The sequence below is a fragment of the Arcicella aquatica genome, assembly GCF_034928825.1.
GTDB lineage: Bacteria > Bacteroidota > Bacteroidia > Cytophagales > Spirosomataceae > Arcicella > Arcicella aquatica.
On the sequence record NZ_JAYFUL010000005.1, the window covers coordinates 92,506 to 110,593 of the forward strand.

13 protein-coding genes are annotated in these 18,088 nt (G+C 34.5%); 2 read left to right on the forward strand and 11 right to left on the reverse strand.

The annotated features are described in order from the left end of the window. Nucleotides 1-239: 239 nt before the first annotated feature. Nucleotides 240-2,051, forward strand: coding sequence for an excinuclease ABC subunit UvrC (uvrC, locus tag VB264_RS04365; RefSeq protein ID WP_323247098.1), 1,812 nt, complete (start codon nt 240-242; stop codon nt 2,049-2,051). Nucleotides 2,052-2,088: 37 nt separating this feature from the next. On the opposite strand, the gene VB264_RS04370 is transcribed toward uvrC, so the two are convergent. Both VB264_RS04370 and VB264_RS04375 read right to left on the reverse strand, forming a co-directional pair. Further along, nucleotides 2,089-3,105, reverse strand: a complete 1,017-nt coding sequence (locus VB264_RS04370; RefSeq protein WP_323247100.1) for a GntR family transcriptional regulator — start codon at nt 3,103-3,105, stop codon at nt 2,089-2,091. A 71-nt stretch (nt 3,106-3,176) separates the two neighbouring features. Continuing rightward, nucleotides 3,177-5,504, reverse strand: coding sequence for a penicillin-binding protein 1A (locus VB264_RS04375; protein ID WP_323247102.1), 2,328 nt, complete (start codon nt 5,502-5,504; stop codon nt 3,177-3,179). Between the two features lie 401 nt (nt 5,505-5,905). Between VB264_RS04375 and VB264_RS04380 the strand changes: the two genes are divergently transcribed. Continuing rightward, on the forward strand, nt 5,906-6,820 hold the full coding sequence (locus VB264_RS04380) for a PfkB family carbohydrate kinase (RefSeq protein ID WP_323247104.1): 915 nt from the start codon (nt 5,906-5,908) through the stop codon (nt 6,818-6,820). A 46-nt stretch (nt 6,821-6,866) separates the two neighbouring features. On the opposite strand, the gene VB264_RS04385 is transcribed toward VB264_RS04380, so the two are convergent. The 9 genes from VB264_RS04385 to VB264_RS04425 form a co-directional block, all read right to left on the reverse strand. Beyond that, nucleotides 6,867-7,304: a CBS domain-containing protein gene (locus VB264_RS04385; RefSeq protein WP_309922504.1), complete on the reverse strand. Its 438-nt coding sequence runs from the start codon at nt 7,302-7,304 to the stop codon at nt 6,867-6,869. A 71-nt stretch (nt 7,305-7,375) separates the two neighbouring features. Next, entirely contained in the window at nt 7,376-8,653 is a 1,278-nt protein-coding gene (locus VB264_RS04390; protein ID WP_323247106.1) for a M16 family metallopeptidase, read from the reverse strand. A 132-nt stretch (nt 8,654-8,785) separates the two neighbouring features. After that, nucleotides 8,786-9,961: a type IX secretion system outer membrane channel protein PorV gene (gene porV, locus VB264_RS04395; protein ID WP_323247107.1), complete on the reverse strand. Its 1,176-nt coding sequence runs from the start codon at nt 9,959-9,961 to the stop codon at nt 8,786-8,788. A 95-nt stretch (nt 9,962-10,056) separates the two neighbouring features. After that, nucleotides 10,057-13,476, reverse strand: coding sequence for a type IX secretion system sortase PorU (porU, locus tag VB264_RS04400; protein WP_323247108.1), 3,420 nt, complete (start codon nt 13,474-13,476; stop codon nt 10,057-10,059). A 44-nt stretch (nt 13,477-13,520) separates the two neighbouring features. Then, complete coding sequence (locus VB264_RS04405) at nt 13,521-14,129, reverse strand: SprT-like domain-containing protein (RefSeq protein ID WP_309922519.1); 609 nt, start codon at nt 14,127-14,129, stop codon at nt 13,521-13,523. A gap of 107 nt (nt 14,130-14,236) precedes the next feature. After that, complete coding sequence (locus VB264_RS04410) at nt 14,237-14,407, reverse strand: PG1828 family lipoprotein (RefSeq protein ID WP_309922522.1); 171 nt, start codon at nt 14,405-14,407, stop codon at nt 14,237-14,239. 239 nt (nt 14,408-14,646) lie between these two features. Further along, the gene (locus VB264_RS04415; RefSeq protein ID WP_323247111.1) at nt 14,647-15,135 is read right to left on the reverse strand and encodes a GtrA family protein; all 489 of its coding nucleotides are present in this window, start codon (nt 15,133-15,135) and stop codon (nt 14,647-14,649) included. 2 nt (nt 15,136-15,137) lie between these two features. Further along, nucleotides 15,138-16,553 carry an NADH-quinone oxidoreductase subunit N gene (locus tag VB264_RS04420; protein WP_323247113.1) on the reverse strand — a complete coding sequence of 472 codons (1,416 nt, stop codon included), beginning with the start codon at nt 16,551-16,553 and terminating at the stop codon, nt 15,138-15,140. A 73-nt stretch (nt 16,554-16,626) separates the two neighbouring features. Beyond that, nucleotides 16,627-18,078 (reverse strand): complex I subunit 4 family protein, encoded by a 1,452-nt coding sequence (locus tag VB264_RS04425; RefSeq protein ID WP_323247115.1) that lies wholly within the window; start codon nt 18,076-18,078, stop codon nt 16,627-16,629. Nucleotides 18,079-18,088 lie beyond the last annotated feature (10 nt).

Genomic DNA, 18,088 nt, shown 5'->3' on the forward strand with positions numbered 1-18,088 from the left:
TTATATTCTTATTTGTCAAAATAATATTATTTGAGCTATTTTAAATCAATTAAAAAGTTTTTTAGATATAGAGCGTTACTATTAAAATAATTTAAAAATAAGAAAAATCTATTTTTTTTCTGAGAAGCCAACAAACCCGTACAGCATTTATTTTACAATTTTCTTGTAAAAATCTAAGTGAAATTTTTCCAAAATGGTGGTTGTTTTATTTAGTAAATTTGTACTTTAAATAAAATGATATGGATGAGTTTGATTATAAAAGTGCTTTAGCTAAAGTTCCTGAATTGCCAGGGGTATATAGATATTTCGATGAAGAAGGAACTGTTATTTATGTAGGGAAAGCCAAGAATTTAAAAAATAGAGTAAGTAGTTATTTTGCCAAATCAAATCAGCATGATAGAAAGACCAAACGGTTAGTTAGTCAAATCAGAAATCTTGAATTTACCATTGTTCACACTGAGTTCGATGCCTTGCTTTTAGAAAATACACTTATCAAAAAGTTTCAGCCTAAATACAACATTTTGTTGAGGGATGATAAGATGTACCCCTTCATTTGTGTGACCAATGAGCCTTTCCCCAAAATTATTACTATCAGAAGGGTTGATAAAAAAATGGGGACTTTCTTTGGCCCTTTTGCTAATCAAAAAGCAATGTATGCTATCCTTGAAATGTTTAATCAGCTATACACTTTTCGAACGTGCAGTTTGAACCTTAATCATAAAAATATTCAAGACAGAAAGTTTAAAGTATGTTTAGAATACCATATTGGGAATTGTAAAGGCCCTTGCGAAGGATTACAACCTGAAAAAGATTATCTAAAGGAAATAGACCAAGCTAAAAATATTTTGAAAGGCAATATGAGCCTTCCTAAGCAATATTTTGAAGAGAAAATGCAAGAGGCAGCCTCTAAACTGGCTTTTGAAGAAGCACAAGAATTTAAGGAAAAGCTAGCTTATCTTGTTAACTTTCAAAGTAAATCAACGGTGGTCAATCCTAACATCAGGGATGTGGATGTATTTTCGATTGTATCTGACGAAAATGCTTTCTATTTTAATTTCATGAAAGTATTGAATGGTTTTATTACGCAGACTCAGTCGTTAGAAGTAAAGAAAAAGTTGGATGAAACCGACGAAGATATATTGACCATGATGGTATGGGAGATGCGTGATAAGTATGAAAGCGAAGCGAAAGAGGTAATTACGAATATTCCTCTGTCTGTTGAATTAAAAGGGGTTGAAAATACCATTCCGCAAATTGGAGATAAGAAGAAGCTTTTGGAGATGTCTTTGAAAAATGTGCTGTACTTTAAGAAAGAAAAAGCCGACCGACAAGCATCTGAAGAAAGTGCAGGTGATGCAAAAATGAGGATTTTACTTACTTTAAAGAATGACTTGCAATTAAAGTCAATCCCACACCATATTGAGTGTTTTGATAACTCTAATATTCAAGGCACCAATCCTGTATCGGCAATGGTGTGCTTTAAGAATGGAATACCCTCTAAAAAAGACTATCGGCATTTTACGCCAAAAACGGTTGAAGGGCCTAATGATTTTGCTACCATGAACGAAGTCGTTACGCGGAGGTATTCAAGGTTACTTCAGGAAGAAGCAGATTTACCTGATTTGATTATTATAGATGGTGGCAAAGGGCAGTTAAGTGCTTCGGCAGATGCATTGAAAAACTTGGGACTCTATGGAAAAATTCCGATTATTGGTATAGCCAAACGACTAGAAGAAATTTATTTCCCCGAGGATAGTATTCCACTATATATTGATAAAAAGTCGGAATCTCTCAAGTTAATACAACGTCTTCGTGATGAAGCCCATAGATTTGGTATTACGAAACACAGAGATAAGCGTTCTAAAAACTTTATCATTAGTCAATTAGAAAGCATTGATGGTATTGGGAAAAATACAGCCGAAAAACTATTGAAGCACTTTGGTACAGTAAGTAATATTTATAAGGCTACTTCCGAGGAATTAGAAACCCTATTAGGCAAAGCAAAAGCTTTAAAATTAAAAGAGCAATTAAAAGTAATTAACGATCAATAATGGTAGTCTTTATAACATCATTCTTCTATGGATGATGTTATAAGGAACCTCTTACGATTAGTGAGCTTGCGCTAGCAATCTTTCCTTTTTGTCGATTATGCACCATTCTTCCCACCATTTTCCCCATCTGAACAAAGTCGTTTGAGATAGTAGTAATGCCGTTTTCAGCTAAAATTTCTTTAATCGGTGTATCATCATAAGAGAGTAAGCCTATCTCCTCTCCTAGTTTCAACTGTTTTTTATGGGTATAATTAACAAAACGAACCAAGTCATTCTCTAAGAAAAGTATGTATGCATGTCCTTTCTGTAGGTTTTCAACATCTAGGTTATCTACAACTTCTCCTATTACGTTGTGTGCTTCGCAGAATTTACTAAACCCTTTTATAATACCTTTGGGCGTGTATTGAAACTGGTTTTTACTCAAGAACAACGTTAAACTTTCGTATTTATTCAACATAGGAATCGCCTCTGTGAGTCCCTGATAAAAGTTCTGTTCAAAATCTTGGTATAAAACTGCATATTCTTCATCCAATTGCTCGACATCAATATCTAAAATCAATAATTTTTCTTTAGAAATTTGCGTAACAATATCCGAAACATCCTCATTAAAGTGAGGCATGATAATATAGAAATTATAATTACCAATATTATTAATAATTACGTTTTCAAAAACTTTCAAATCGTGATAATGAAAAAACAAATCAATAGAAACATTTTCTCCTAGTGCCTCTTTCATGGCATGGAAAAGTACTTCTTTATAAGAGTTCATAGCATCAAAAAGCACGAAAACGTGCATGGAAGCCTGAATATTAGTTGAAGCCACGTAATATCCCTTGCCATGCTGTGCAGCCACAATCCCTCTTTCTCGAAGCTCTTCATAGGCTCGAATTACTGTCATCCTAGCAACACCCAAAGATGCCGTAATATCATTAATTGTCGGGAGTTGGTCACCTCTTTTTAAAAGTCCTTGTTGGATTCTCTCAATGATTTCATCTACAATTTGTTGATATTTTGGTTTTTGAGCTTTAGGCTCGATTTGTAATTTATTTTTCATTGATGGGGTTTAATCGACAATTATTACACTCATTTTCTTTCCAAATATAAATGAATCGAAAATTCAAAATTTTATTTCAAAAAGCCTTCTTCTTCTTTGGGTTTAGCAGTAGGCGTTTGTACTTGCGTTGAATCTACGGTATAAGAGTTACACCCTAAATCTACTCCGTCAGGCTTTTTAAAAGGTTCTTTCTTGAAACCTGCTATTGCCAAAGACTGGTCAGCATATACTTTATCCATAAAATTAGCATAAGCAGGCATAGCCATTTTTGCTCCTTGCCCAAGTGCTAAGCTTCTAAAGTGAATACTTCTATCGTCGCCACCTACCCAAACACCAGCTACTAAGTTCTGCGTAACGCCCATAAACCAACCATCTGAGTAATTAGACGTAGTACCTGTTTTTGCACCAATATCATTGCCTTGTGCACAGTTATATCGATTCAATCCTTGGGCCGTTCCGCCTGATTCTTGCACAGCCCCTTTTAACATATAAGTCATTTTATAGGCTAAATCAGCACTAATTACTTGCTTGGTAGTAGTTTCAAAACGTCTTAATTCATTCCCGTTTTTATCTTCAATACTCAAAATCATAATAGGTTCAATACGATAGCCTTGGTTGATAAAAGTACTATAGGCTGCCACTTGTTCATATACCGAAACCTCGCTAGCACCCAAACATAAAGCAGGAACTTCCATCAAACTACTCTGAATACCCACCCTGTTGGCAAATTCAGCTATTTTTCTTGCTCCTAACAATTTCATTAATTTAGCCGCAACCGAGTTAATTGAAAGCCCCATAGCATGTCGAAGTGGCATTGAAGCATAAGAATAACTACCTGTAGAGTTTTGTGGTGTCCACGGTCTGTCTATTCCATCTTCCGGGCCAAACGTTACTGGTTCATCAACTACATTTTCACACAAACTTACCGCATCATTTTCAAGAGCACTTGCATACACAAATGGTTTGAAAGTAGAGCCTGGTTGGCGTTTACTTTGTCTTACGTGATCAAACTTAAAATATTTAAAATTTATTCCTCCTACCCAAGCTTTGATATGCCCATCGTTGGGATTCATCGCCATGAATCCACAATTCAAGATTCTTTTGTAGTAACTCATTGAATCAAGGGGCGATAAAGTAGTATCTCTATCTCCTTGCCAAGAAAAAACCGTCATTTTCACAGGTGTTTTCAACACCTTCCAAACGGCCTCTTCGTCTCCATCCAATTCTTCCATCAATGCTTTATAACGCTGAGTACGTTTCATGGCACTTTTTAGAAAGCCTTTAATTTCGCGCATTCTTTCATCAACCCATGGGTTTCTGCCTTTCCAATGGGCATAAAACAACTTTTGTTCGGCCTTCATGTGGTCTTCCAAAGATGTTTGAGCATAGGTCTGTATTCTTGAATCAATGGTGGTATGAATCCTTAAACCACTGGTATATAGGTTCAACTGGTCGTCATCATCTCTGGTTGAATTAATATCAGCAATAATCTCTTGTAATTGTTTTTTTAAAGCTTCACGGAAATAAGGAGCCTGTCCTGTGTTTTGATTTTCCACCTTAAATTTCAACTCCAAGGGTTCGTTTTGCAAGGATAGCATCTCTCCATCCGATAGATGCTCATATTTATTCATCTGACTTAGCACAACGTTTCGACGAACAAGACATCTTTCTGGATGACGACGAGGGTCGTACATGACAGGGTTTTGTAGCATTCCTACCAAAGTTGCAGCTTCTTTTACCGACACATTCCCAACACTTTTTCCAAAGTATGTTTTACAAGCCACTCTAATTCCATAGGCATTATTTCCAAACTCTACTTCGTTTAAATACATCTTAAGTATTTCTTGTTTGGTATAACGGCTTTCTAAACGAATGGCTAAAATCCATTCCTTAGTTTTAGCAATTATCGTCCTGACCAATGGGATTTTTGCTAGCAATCCTTTATAGCTTGGGCCCTCCTCTGTTGGGTCTAGCCTACGTGTATCAAAAAGGTTTTTGGCTAATTGCTGTGAAAGCGTACTTCCTCCACCAGCTCTACCAAAATGTGTTATAACCCTGAAAGTACTTCTTAAATCAATCCCAGAGTGCTGTGTAAAACGAGCATCCTCCGTTGAAATTAAAGCATTGATGATATTAGGAGAAAGCTCTTCATATTCAATCGGCGAGCGGTTTTCACGGAAATATTTTTCTAATTCTACCCCATCTTCAGAAATCAAAACAGAGGCAATCTGACTCTTTGGGTTTTCTAGTTCTTGTAAACTAGGCATCCCGCCAAAAAGCCATAAGAAGTTATATTGAACAGCAAAGATATAGAGTATAAAAGCAACAAAACCAATAATCGACAGCCTCCATAGCCGTATAATTATTTGTTTGTATTTACCAGTTTGAAGTTGAATCATGGGTAATTTTCAATAAAGATTTATAAAAGGATTATATTTAAGTGGCAACAAACTTAAACCTACAAACTCTTTAAGATATGAACGAGCACTGATATTAAATTAACTATCTTACAAATTTAAAAATTAAATATTGAATTCCTGCAAATACCTGCACTTTAGCCAATTGTAAAATCGTATTCTTGTTGCAGAGAACGTCTTGGTTTTTTAAAAATTGTAAAAGAGATGATTTCCTTTTACGGTTTTTATCAATATACAATATTTTGATAGTTTTATATGAAATTTACCCAAGCATTTCTGCGGATTTTTATCCTTCAAATACCAACTTTATAAATAACGTCTATATATAAACACTTGAAAAGTCGTAAATTGCATGATTATTTCAATATTCTAAAATATTCTAAATGAGTTTATTAGCAATTGGTTCGGTAGCATTTGATGCCCTCGAAACACCCTACGGCAAAACAGACAAAATCATCGGTGGTGCAGGAACATATATTTCTTTGTCTGCCTCTTACTTCAAAATTCCCGTAAACCTTGTAGCGGTTGTAGGTGAAGATTTTCCACAAGAATATATTCAACTTCTTGAAAATAAAGAAATTGACACTACTGGATTACAAATAAAAAAAGGAGAAAAAACTTTCTTTTGGTCTGGTCGTTACCACAACAACATGAATTCTCGTGATACTTTAGTTACTGAATTAAATGTTTTAGGCACTTTCGACCCTATTATTCCAGAACAATACCAAGACTGCCAATACCTAATGTTGGGTAATTTGACGCCGGCAGTACAGATAACAGTCATCGAACGTTTGGCAAAACGCCCGAAATTAATTGTAATGGATACAATGAATTTTTGGATGGATATTGCGATGGATGATTTGAAGAAAGTACTTACCATGATTGATGTACTTTGTATCAATGATGAGGAGGCACGTCAACTTTCGGGTGATTATTCTTTAAGAACTGCTGCCAAAACGATTATGGCAATGGGTCCTAAAACATTAATTATCAAAAAAGGAGAACACGGAGCTTTGCTTTTCCAAGGTGATAAATTATTCTTCTGTCCAGCGTTGGTACTAGAACAGGTATTTGACCCAACTGGTGCTGGAGATACTTTTGTTGGGGGCTTTATTGGCTATTTAGCTAAAACTGACGACATCAGCTTTGAAAATATGAAAAGAGCCATTGTACATGGCTCAGCAATGGCATCATTCTGTGTAGAGAAATTTGGGACTGAAAGAATTGTTGATCTGAACGATGAAGAACTTACTTCACGTATCAATGAATTTAAAGATTTAGCTGGATTTGATATTTAGGCTTTTTCGGATTACTAGATTGGTATTGTCTAGTAATCCGACTCCTTCACATTCCTCCGCCAGATATAAAGTTTTGTAAATGACTAATCGTTGCTTTTTGGTCTTCAATAATATATCGAACTACGTCCCCCATCGAAACAATTCCCACAACGTGTTTCTCTGCAATGACAGGTAAGTATCGAATATGTCTTTCAGACATTATCTCCATACACTTTTCAATAGAATCTTCAAATTTTACAGAGGGACATTCTGATTCCATGATTTCTGATACCAAAGTATCATTCGAATGTTTTCCTTTGACGATTACTTTCTGAGCATAATCTCGTTCAGTGAGTATTCCTACAAACTCATCTTGATTGTATACTACCAGCGCCCCTATATTTTTTTGGGCCATAATCTCAAGTGCCTCATAAACAGTTTTAGAAGCATCAATGACAGTAACAGTATTTCCTTTGTGATAAATAAGATTAGATACTCTTTTCATAGCTTTATTTATTTTGTTATAATGCTATAATTTAGCGAAAAAATCCTAAATAACAAAGTCAAAAAGTCAATTTATTTTCCGCCCACTACTATTTCATCTAAAGAATTTATCGATAAATGTTGATTTGCCACTTCCATAACCATCTCAGCATTAACCGCTTGGATATTTTGAATATAACAATCATAAAAATCAGTAGGAAGGTCCTCCGAAAAAATAACCTTATAACGGTCTGAAATATCAAATGGTGTATTCAAAGACCCCGCAAATGAACCAATCATATAGTTTTTTACAACCTCTAGCTCATCGGCATCTATCAACTCCTTCTGAAGTATTGTTATTTCTTTATAGATTTCATCTATTGTAAGTTGTGTGTATTCCTTTTTAACATCCGTTCCAATCACGAAATAACCTGCCTGTGTAAAGGGAGCGATATTTGAAGAAATACCATAGGTAAGCCCTTTTTCTTCACGAATGTTCTTCATTAATCTTGAGCCAAAATACCCACCCAAGGCCTCGTTTAAAACCAGCATTTTAAAATAATCTGGATGCTTACGAGTCATCATCTGTTTCCCTATTCTAATAGACGACTGTATACTTTCTTCTCTCTCTATCAATATTTTCTTCTTTTCAGGCAGTTGTTCATTACTCAATTGTCTTTTATCACTCTCCTGCACTTTAATATCTCCAAAAAAGTCTTCTACTAGCTTTACTTCTGTTGCTGTTATTTTTCCTGATAAAAATATTCGTGGCTTTTTATTTAGCCAAAAGCTTTGATAGAATTCCACTAACGAAGCTCGACTAATTGCATTGATAGCCTTTTCGTCCAAAGATTTTCCGTATGGATGGTTATCTCCAAATATGGTATTTCTAAAAATTTTATTAGCTAAAAACGAAGTTTTTTCAGCGTTGACTGCTAATGTTTGTAATTGTATTTTTTTAAATTTCAATAATTCATCTTCAGGGAAAGTAGCATTATTGAGTACTTCCTGTACCATTGGCAAAAGCTCTGGCAAATACTTTGCTAACCCATAAACGGTAATATTTGCTCTATCAAGTCCATGACCAAATTCTATGAATGCTCCGAATTGATCAAAAAAAGCACTTATCTGTGAAGACGAATATTTAGCTGTTCCTTCTCCAAGCATTTTGGCTGTAAAAAATGATACTCCATTTTCTTTTTCATACCAATTACCTGCATCAAAGCTAATTTCGAGCTTTACTACAGGTTGTTCTCCAACACTGATATAATGCAACGGAATACCATTTGACAATAAAATACTTTCAATTTTTGGGATATTTACCTGCTGAATAGTTTGATAATCTGGATTTTTTACTCTATCTACAATCATTTCTTGTTATGCTATTTTTTTATTGGGCTTTATAAATATTCATAGGTATAGGCTAATATTTTAAACTAAAAAAAATGACATCTCGTTCGAGATGCCATTTTTTCTATGCTTGTGATAATATTTTATACAAAATTATTTCGTTGTTGTCGTTGCCACTTTTGGAGCTGAATTAAACGTAGCATGTAAACTCAATCTTAGAGTTTGTGCCAATGCATTTCCACTTGTTACAGGAATTAAGTAGGCAAAATCTAACCCAAATTTCTTTTCTAATTTTACACCAAAACCTGCTGTAAAATACTTACGATTACCTTTATAAGCATCTTCATAATAATATCCTCCTCTTAGTGCAAATAAATCATTATATAAATATTCTGCTCCTAAAGAAAGGTTAATTTCCTTAATTTCTTCACTAAATCCTTCTGGTGCATCACTAAATGAACCCAAAATACCACCAATCGCTGTTTCTGGTTGTTGTAATATACCATTAACCTTTTTTGGAGTAGGCACCATTAATTTGTTGATATCCATTGTCAATGTCAACTTATTATGTTGATCAATTGTATTGATAGCCGCAAAACCTGCTTTCAAATTAGTTGGAATAAAGTTAGATTCTGATAAGCCATAAGAAACACGACCCGAAATATTTTGAATCATTACACCCCAGTTATAATTCCAAGGCTTATCTCTTTTTGATGTATGGAACAAACCAATGTCCGCAGCTACTGTGGATTCGTTCTGTACAACAATCGCATTAGCTGTAATTGGGAACAACTGAGAATTGATGTATTTTACATTTACCCCAAGCCCAAGTTTTTCAGACAATTTACGAGAATAAGAGCCTGAGATTGAATATTCTTTTGAAGAAAAATCTCCTAAAGAGTTTCCAATACCGTCAGTAGCTTGAAATTTACCTTGATCAAAATAATGAATTGATATTCCTAGTGCTTGATTTGCTTGGATTTTTTTATAAAAACTAGCATTCAAAAGTCCCATATCATTAACCAACTGGCGTAACCATGGAGTGTATGATACAGAAACAGCCATATCTTTGCCAGAAAAAGGGATTTTTCCTGGATTCCAAAAAATACTGTTGGCATCTCCATCACCTGGCGAAAGGGCTACACCCGCTTCGCCCATAGCTGCCGAACGTGCATCAGGAGTAATGATTAAAGATTGAATAGCTGGATTCGGTGCATTAGTAAAAGTTGTTGTAGTTGGATTTGTGGTTTGAGCAAAGACGTTCACAGCGGGCACTGTTAATCCAAACAACAGGGTCACTCTAAGAGCGCTGGTAATTTTTTTAATCATTGTCTTTAAGGTTAAAGTTTCTTGGAACGAGGCATATCAAAAGTACTCAATAAACCTTTTTTTACAAAATTTATCCAAATATTCTTTGCTGGAAATTATTTTAACGAGATAATCTTGCCACTTCCATTTGCTTGATATCCAGTTGTTAGTGACTTTACAAAAATACGATAAAAGTAATTACCAGTTACATTTGAAACAGAATCTTCTACAATATTCCATGAAATTTTATTAAATGGTGTGCTTACTTGGTAAGCATTTTCTTTTATTTGTTTAATTAGATGCCCAAAAGTATCAAAAATTTCTATAATTACATTAAAATCATCTCCTTCTTGATTGTGTTCAAAACTGAAAGTAGTTTTTTCACTTGTAGGATTTGGGAAACAGAATACATTTTTTAATGTATTCTGACTCTCAGCATTGACTCTGAATCGTAACGAAGACTCTGTTGAATTATTATTGGTATCCCAAACTTTTAATTTTAATTGATGTTCCCCTGCAATTAAGTTCTTGATTTGATACTTTATTTGTCCGCTTCTATAATCATCCTTATTAGCAATAAAGTATTGATTGACAATTATTTTAAGCGTATCATCAACGGTTAATAATAGTTCATGCCCCAATCCCTCGCTGGCAATATTAATACCATTTTCATCAGCAATATTAGCTAAAAAAATTGGACTCTCGTTAGTCAAACCTCCATCAACAAAAGATAAATCATTCAAATACAGTTTTGCACTTGGTGGCGTATTGTCTTGTTGCAACCGATTATCTGCACCCCCTATCATAGGGTTCAATGCACCCGATGCATCGAGTAGTCCATCAGTAGTTTGTGCATACATAAAAATTTTGCCTTCCCCTAGCTGGTAATTAATATCTTTAGGAACAACAAAAGTACTGGTAAAACTTCCATTCAAAACGCTTACTTCTCCTTTAAATAAAATATTAGTAAAATCTTGATAATTGAACTTTAAGCCCTTATTACCCTTGGTCGAAATACTTTTTTCTTTATCATAAACTGTAATAACAGCTTTTCCGCTAAATGTATTTATCCTTGTCTGTGTTCCTAGCTGTCTTATTTCGCCTTCAATTGTCACTTTGCTTTGGGCTTTTAAAGTATCTGCTTTGGCTATTTCTTTTCCATTTATTTTCACAAAAGACACTTCATATTCTGGATAAGCTAATTTCATCGATGGGTCACCCAATAATGAAAAATTTCTATTCAGTACTCCCTGCAAGCTATTATTTTTTGTATAAACCATTACATCCCCTAATCTTGGCATTACTCCATTGATAGGCGTAAAAACCGCTTGGTAAAAAGCTTGATTAATAAAAAAATTAGTATTCTGATAAACTGGTCGTGTGGTCGTTAATAAGGCAATTGCCCCGCCATTTGGATTAAGAATTGACAGCTCTGCTCCTGAAATCTGATTAGGGTCATCAAACCTCCCAAATTGACACGTTGCTGTAAGCATCAAGGGCATATTATTAAAATTTGTCCACGACTGTATATCTTTTAACGTCAATATCTGTTCGTCAGTCCAGCCAGTTTCAGCCCCATGTCCATTATAATTCACAATTAACGACCCTTGTTGAAAAGCTTGGTTAAGCGCATTATTGGCCAATGGCGACCGCTGTCCTTCGGGTAAAGAAACCAAAGGAAAGGCATCTAAATAAATTTTCTCAGTTTGATAAGCTGGCGAAAATATGTTTACCATGGTAGCAAAAGCCTCTGCATCTTGCTGATGAATATTTCCATCATCATCGTCAGCCACAAAAGCTAGCTTGCTTCGCCATTGCCCAATTGTATTTTTGTTTGTACCATAGTTTATCAACTTATCTACTATCTGCTTGGCTTCTTCTGAATTCTTAACAGGCAATCTGCCTATCCCAATTTCAAGGGTATGATTGCCTGCTTGGTTCTCCGTCCATTCACCTTCATTATCTTGTAAAAAGCCAAAGTAATCATCTGAAGAATAGCTGAAAATAGGGTGTAAAGATTCCCTGCTCTCGTAAGTAGGTATTAAAATAGCCTTGGTTTCATCATTAATTACGTTTAGCCTTTTCTTATAATCATAAGAAGCATCTCCAAAAAGTAATAAATATTTTATGGTATCAGGCTTTTTTTGATAAAGACTCCTCAAAAAATCTCTGATGGCAGATATATCTTGTTTCCCAGAGGAGTATTCGTTATAAATTTCTTCTGGGGATACCACCAATACCGATAATTTATCATGCTCTTTTCTAAAATCTGCCAGACGTGAGGCTTGGTTTTTCAAAAGAGGTGAGCTTACTATTACTAAATTAGGAACATCAATATTATGCAAATTTTGATTATTAATCTTCTGGGCTGATACTGGAACAAGAAAATCAGTATTACTAAAAATGATGAATTCTCTGAGTATTTGGCTAGTAAGCCCAAAGTTTACGGATTGATTTTGTAAAGAATATACCTGATTTTGTACTTGTAGGGGATTAGTAATATCCCAAATGCTAAAGGTAGCCGTGGGCTTTTCGATTACATAATTTACGGTTGGATTATTTACGCTTTCAATAGCCCTAAAAATCGTTTGTTGATTATATAACTTCAACGCTCTTTTTGCCTGAATCCCTAAATAATTTAAGTAGCCTACACCATAAGTGAGTGTCTTTTTATCATAGGTCAGGCCTATTCTAAAGGCATCTGTACTCGCAAAAGCACTGCCACTAATAGTAAAGCTTTTTGTGGCACTCGCTCCTTTATAATCATATCTGTCACTGCCTATTGCCGACATGGCCATTCTGCCCAAATCCTCCTCGTTGGTTCTTACAACAAAGTCGGTTTGCCCGTAAGCCGATACTGCTGCCGAACAAGTTACATTTACCATTGAAGTAGCTATAATTCCCGGAAGATTAAAAGCAAAAATTTGTTCATTCGTCCCCGAAAACTCTTCTCCAAACCATTCCCTACCAGAACCAGCAAAAGGGGCTTGTGCCAAAATATTTTTTTGATCTACTTCATGAAAAACGTAATCATCGAATGTTGAGATATTGTTCGTAGCTACTACAGAGGCTTGGTCTTTTATTCTTAATCCTTTGGTTTCAGCAAGGGTTAAAAAATAAAATGTAGTATCAGCATAAATATTGAATTGGTGTTTTAATGAGCCAGTTGTAGCATCATAATAGGTCTTATGCGGGCTTTGTCCATAGAAAAGAATAAAATCTTGGGCATCAAACTTTCCGTCTGCTTCTCCTTCAATATAAATATTATTTTCAGTCAAATCAACAGCCCTATCCTGTAGATTGTTTTGGGGTAACATTCCTCCACCATTGCCAAAGAGTTGAATATTTTGAGGATTGATTTTAGCTAAATCAAAGCCATTGCGTTGTAGGAACTCAGCATCTAATCGGTAAACCCCATTATTTTTTACCCCAATTTTTATCCAGTTACCTTTTGCCAATACTGAATTTTGAGCATAGTTTTTTAAAGGAAAAAAGAAAAGGAAAAATAGAATACTATTTATAAGTGATTTTTTCAAAACTACATTTTTTACTTTATTTAAACGTAAGCTGGTTTCAAAAATTATATTTTTTTTACCATCGCTATGGCCGATACCACATACCGTTTGCCATTAGCTTTATCTGTACACAAAAACCGTGTTCTGCGTAAATCTCCTTTTTCAAAATACCTTCCATTCAATTCAAATATTTCGCCTTTTTCCAGATTTGTTAAAATTATTTTTGAGCAATCATCTGATAATTGATCATATTTTCTCAACTCTTTCATCAATGGCGAATAGCTCTGAGTAGTCGCAGAGGGATTTTGTAGATATTCTTTCAATGGAATAACTATCTCTATAGGCAAAATTTGTTCATTCAATAATGGTACAAATAAATCTTTAAAATACTTCTTCCATTCTTTGCCGTGGGGTTTTGGCTTATTCCCAAATTGTTTAAAGGTAGCTAAGTGAGCTACTTCGTGAACGTAAGTAACTAGAAAAGAATATGGGTTTAAATCACCATTCACCGTAATTTGATGTCCTTTATCTCTCCTAAAGGAATAATCACCTAATTTGGATTGGCGTGTACGAGTAATTTTAAAGTTAAATTGGTATGTTCTCCACAAGTCAAAACAGTAATTAATAGTTGTGCTTGGGAAATATTTTTGAAAAACTTCTAATTCTTTTTTCATGATGCTAATATACTACAAAACCTCGTTGATTTCTGAATGAAATACACGAGGTCATAAAAAAAGCCTTAACTAGGTTAAGGCTTTTTTTTCCAAAAGGCAACTGATAATTACTTAGTTGTTGTATCAGCAGCAGCAGTATCAACAACAGCAGCAGTATCAACAGCTGTAGTAGTATCAACAGTTACTGAATCAGTTGTAGTAGTTTCAGCTTTCTTTTCTGAACAAGCAGCTAATGAAATCATACCAGCTACTAAAGCGAATGCAAAAAATTTCTTCATTTCGTTGTGATTGGGGTTTGTTTGATACAAATTTATGTACAACTTTTATTCCATGCAAGGATTTGTAAATAAATTTTAAGTATTTCTTAATAATTGATAAAAAATCTAGTTTTTACAGTGTTTAATCAATGAAAAATACAATTAAAACCTTAAAAACTCTTTTATTTTAATATCTTTTTATAAATTCAATTAGTGAGTTAACAGTAAAAAATTTAATTAAATATTATAATATTTATATTTTACAAAACTAGCTTCTTCAACCTGTCGTAAAAGCCTGTATCTTTAAAAGTAAAAGTTTTATGTAACGTATAGTTTGACATAAAACTAAATCCATTTCCAATTAAATGGCAAACCAGTTGATTGACATTAATTACCTTTTTTGAAAAAGGGATTAAGTAATGAAATATTTCGAAATAATGATTTGAAATTCTGTAAGAGAAAGTAGCGAAAAACCAAGTTACTCCTCCCGAAAAAGTAGCTACCATTAAGTATTTTACTACTTCACGACGAGTTTGGCTTGACTTACGTGCGTTAAATGCAAATAGTTTAGTGAGGATAAAACCTGCAATCAAAGAAATAAAATACGATGGAGCAATGCTTACTTCGTAACTTATTGAAAACCAAGACTGAAAGAGGCTACTACAAACTAGCTGAATGATAACTCCTGTTCCAGCAACCAAAAAGTAAACGATTAGATCCTTTTTGTTAAGTAATTTTGAATTCGACAAGATTAAAAGATATTTTTAACTAAATCAGGAGCTATTCCTAATATAATAGTCAGCGCTGTTGTTAGAATTAAGATATATTTATAAATAGGCGAGAGTTCTATTTTCGCTGTTTCACCTGTTTTCATGTACGCCGCAATGATTGGTTTAAAGTAATAATAAACCCCTACAGCAGACATTAAAATGGCAAGAATTAGAATCCCTTTGAACAATACTGAAGGGTTAGAGAACGCATCACTAAAGATAAAAAACTTACCAAAGAAGCCAGCAGTCAGAGGAATTCCTGCTAAAGACAACATTGATACGGTTAAAGAAAATGCTAATAATGGATTGTTTTTGGCTAGTCCGTTCAAAGCATCAAAACTTTCATCTGCTTTGCCACCTTTAGATTTTGCTTCTGATACTACAATTAATACTGCAAAAGCTGTAATGGTAGCAATGGCATAAGCGAGAGAATAAAACAAAAGCGAAGAGTTTGTCTCAGGTCTTTTAGCTAATACTGTGATTAACAAATATCCAGCATGAGAGATACTAGAGTAAGCTAGCATTCTCTTGAAGCTTTGCTGATAAACAGCTGAAATATTACCAATAATTAAGGTTGCACAAACAATATAGACTAATGGATTTCCCCACAAGCCATATACTGAAGGGAAGCATGTTGATAAAATACGATAAGTAGCTGCAATACCTGCTGTTTTAACTACTGTTGACATAAATGCTGTAAAGATACTTGGTGCACCCTCATACACATCTGGTGTCCAGAAGTGAAAAGGTGCTGCCGAAATTTTAAAGAGCAAGCCAACCATTATTAATATTACGCCAGCATACAACAATGGGCCGTATGCACCACCCATTTGTTCTTTTGCTTGAGCCACTGCTAAACCTATTCCATGAATATCGAATGAACCTGTTGCACCATACACTAATGCTACACCAAACAACAAAATACCTGTCGCAAAAGAACCCATTAAGAAATATTTCAGTGCTGCTTCGTTTGAACGTAAACTACGTTTATCTGAACCTGTCAACACATACATTGAAACAGAAAGGATTTCTAAGCCTACAAAAAGCATAATCAGGTTCTCGAAAGTTACCATCATGATAGCACCCACCGTAGAAAACAACAAAATAGCATAGTATTCGGCTGGATGCGAGTGTTCGTCGTCATCACCAAAACTACGAGAGATACCTACAACGAGTAATGTTGACAACAAAATGATAGAAACAAAGTTGACTGATAGATTATTGGTTTTCAACATATTATTGAACCAATAATATTCGTGATTCCAGTCTGCGAAATTTAATCCAAGAGCAATAAGGACAAAAACTAGCGTAGCTGGTAATAATATTTTACGGTTGTTCAAAAAACCTAAAAATAGATTAGAAATCCCGAAGAGTGATAATGCTATAATTGCGTTCATGTTTCAAATTTGAAAACTTGAATAGTTGAATTTCTGAAAAGGCAAAAACAATTTCACAAATCCAATAATCAAATTATTTGATGATTGATAATAATTGGCTAACAGCTGGTTCAGTTAATTTTAAGAAAATATTCGGTGCAATACCCAAAGCAATTACTAAGAATGAAAGCGGTAACAAGACTGCTTTTTCATTAAAAGTCAAATCAGCGAATCCTTCTGTAATTGGAGAAGTATGACCAAACATTGATTTTTGAACCATTCTTAACATATAAACTGCTCCTAAAATGATGGTTAATCCTGCTACTGCTCCTATCCAAGCATTGTATTCATATACTCCTTTCAATAACAAAAATTCACCAACAAAACCATTGGTAAGTGGTAAGGCAACTGAACCCAACATTAAAATGATGAAGTAAACCGTCAGGTTTGGAGTCGTTTGTGTAATTCCGCCTAAAAGTGCTAATTCACGTGATTTTGTTCTTCTTTCAATAATTTCTACCACAAAGAATAAACCAACTACGTTAATACCGTGTGCCAACATCTGAATCAACGCTCCCTGAATACCGTCAAGGTTTCCTGAAAAAATACCTGCCGACATCAATCCTACGTGTGCAAATGATGAATAGGCAATCAATCGTTTCATGTCTTTTTGCTGAATAGCAATCACCGAACCATAAATGATACCAATTACAGAAAGGATGATGGCAACAAAGCCCCACTTTTCAACACCTAGTGGAACAATTGGTAAGATAAAGCGAATTAAGCCATAAACACCCATTTTCAACATAATACCCGATAAAAGCATTGTTCCTGCCGTAGGAGCTTCCTGATAAGTATCTGGTTGCCAAGTATGGAATGGGAAAAGTGGCATTTTAATAGCAAAAGCAATAAAAAATGCACCAAATAAATAACTCTGAGTTGATATTTCTAATCCTTTTGCAGATTGATAAATCACATTAATATCTGAAGAATGTGTTCCTGGTGTTAGTAAATACAAGTACACTAATGCCAACAACATAAACAAAGAACCAAACAATGTATACACAAAAAACTTGAATGTTACTTTAATACGATTCTCTCCGCCCCAAATAGCGGCAATAAAATAGATAGGAATCAAAGCGGCTTCAAAGAAGAAATAGAAAAGGAAAGCATCTTTAGCAGTAAATACGCCTACTAATGCCGCTTGCATAAACAATATCAATGCATACAGTTTTGAAGCATTTGGATAATTATTCCCAAAAGTAGAAAGGATGATAAATGGCACCATTAAAGTAGTAAGAATTACCAATATCAAACTGATACCATCCACGCCTACAGAAAACTTAATACCTGCAGAATGAATCCAATCGTAACTAACACTAAATTGTGAAGTAACATCTGGTACAAATGACTTATACAAATATACCCCTAAAGCCAACTCAGCAAAAGCAAAGACAAGGGCAACAGTTTTAGCGGTTTCTCCCTTGATGGCTAATGTAATTAGCCCTGCAATAATGGGAAGAAGAATGAGAGAAAGTGTTAGCATATTTTTTTAT

What these genes read in the sequence shown, in the direction of transcription:
- uvrC (WP_323247098.1), top strand. Translation starts at nt 240, where the DNA reads ATGGATGAGTTTGATTATAAAAGTGCTTTAGCTAAAGTTCCTGAATTG.
- VB264_RS04370 (WP_323247100.1), bottom strand. Translation starts at nt 3,105, where the DNA reads ATGAAAAATAAATTACAAATCGAGCCTAAAGCTCAAAAACCAAAATAT.
- VB264_RS04375 (WP_323247102.1), bottom strand. Translation starts at nt 5,504, where the DNA reads ATGATTCAACTTCAAACTGGTAAATACAAACAAATAATTATACGGCTA.
- VB264_RS04380 (WP_323247104.1), top strand. Translation starts at nt 5,906, where the DNA reads ATGAGTTTATTAGCAATTGGTTCGGTAGCATTTGATGCCCTCGAAACA.
- VB264_RS04385 (WP_309922504.1), bottom strand. Translation starts at nt 7,304, where the DNA reads ATGAAAAGAGTATCTAATCTTATTTATCACAAAGGAAATACTGTTACT.
- VB264_RS04390 (WP_323247106.1), bottom strand. Translation starts at nt 8,653, where the DNA reads ATGATTGTAGATAGAGTAAAAAATCCAGATTATCAAACTATTCAGCAG.
- porV (WP_323247107.1), bottom strand. Translation starts at nt 9,961, where the DNA reads ATGATTAAAAAAATTACCAGCGCTCTTAGAGTGACCCTGTTGTTTGGA.
- VB264_RS04405 (WP_309922519.1), bottom strand. Translation starts at nt 14,129, where the DNA reads ATGAAAAAAGAATTAGAAGTTTTTCAAAAATATTTCCCAAGCACAACT.
- VB264_RS04410 (WP_309922522.1), bottom strand. Translation starts at nt 14,407, where the DNA reads ATGAAGAAATTTTTTGCATTCGCTTTAGTAGCTGGTATGATTTCATTA.
- VB264_RS04420 (WP_323247113.1), bottom strand. Translation starts at nt 16,553, where the DNA reads ATGAACGCAATTATAGCATTATCACTCTTCGGGATTTCTAATCTATTT.
- VB264_RS04425 (WP_323247115.1), bottom strand. Translation starts at nt 18,078, where the DNA reads ATGCTAACACTTTCTCTCATTCTTCTTCCCATTATTGCAGGGCTAATT.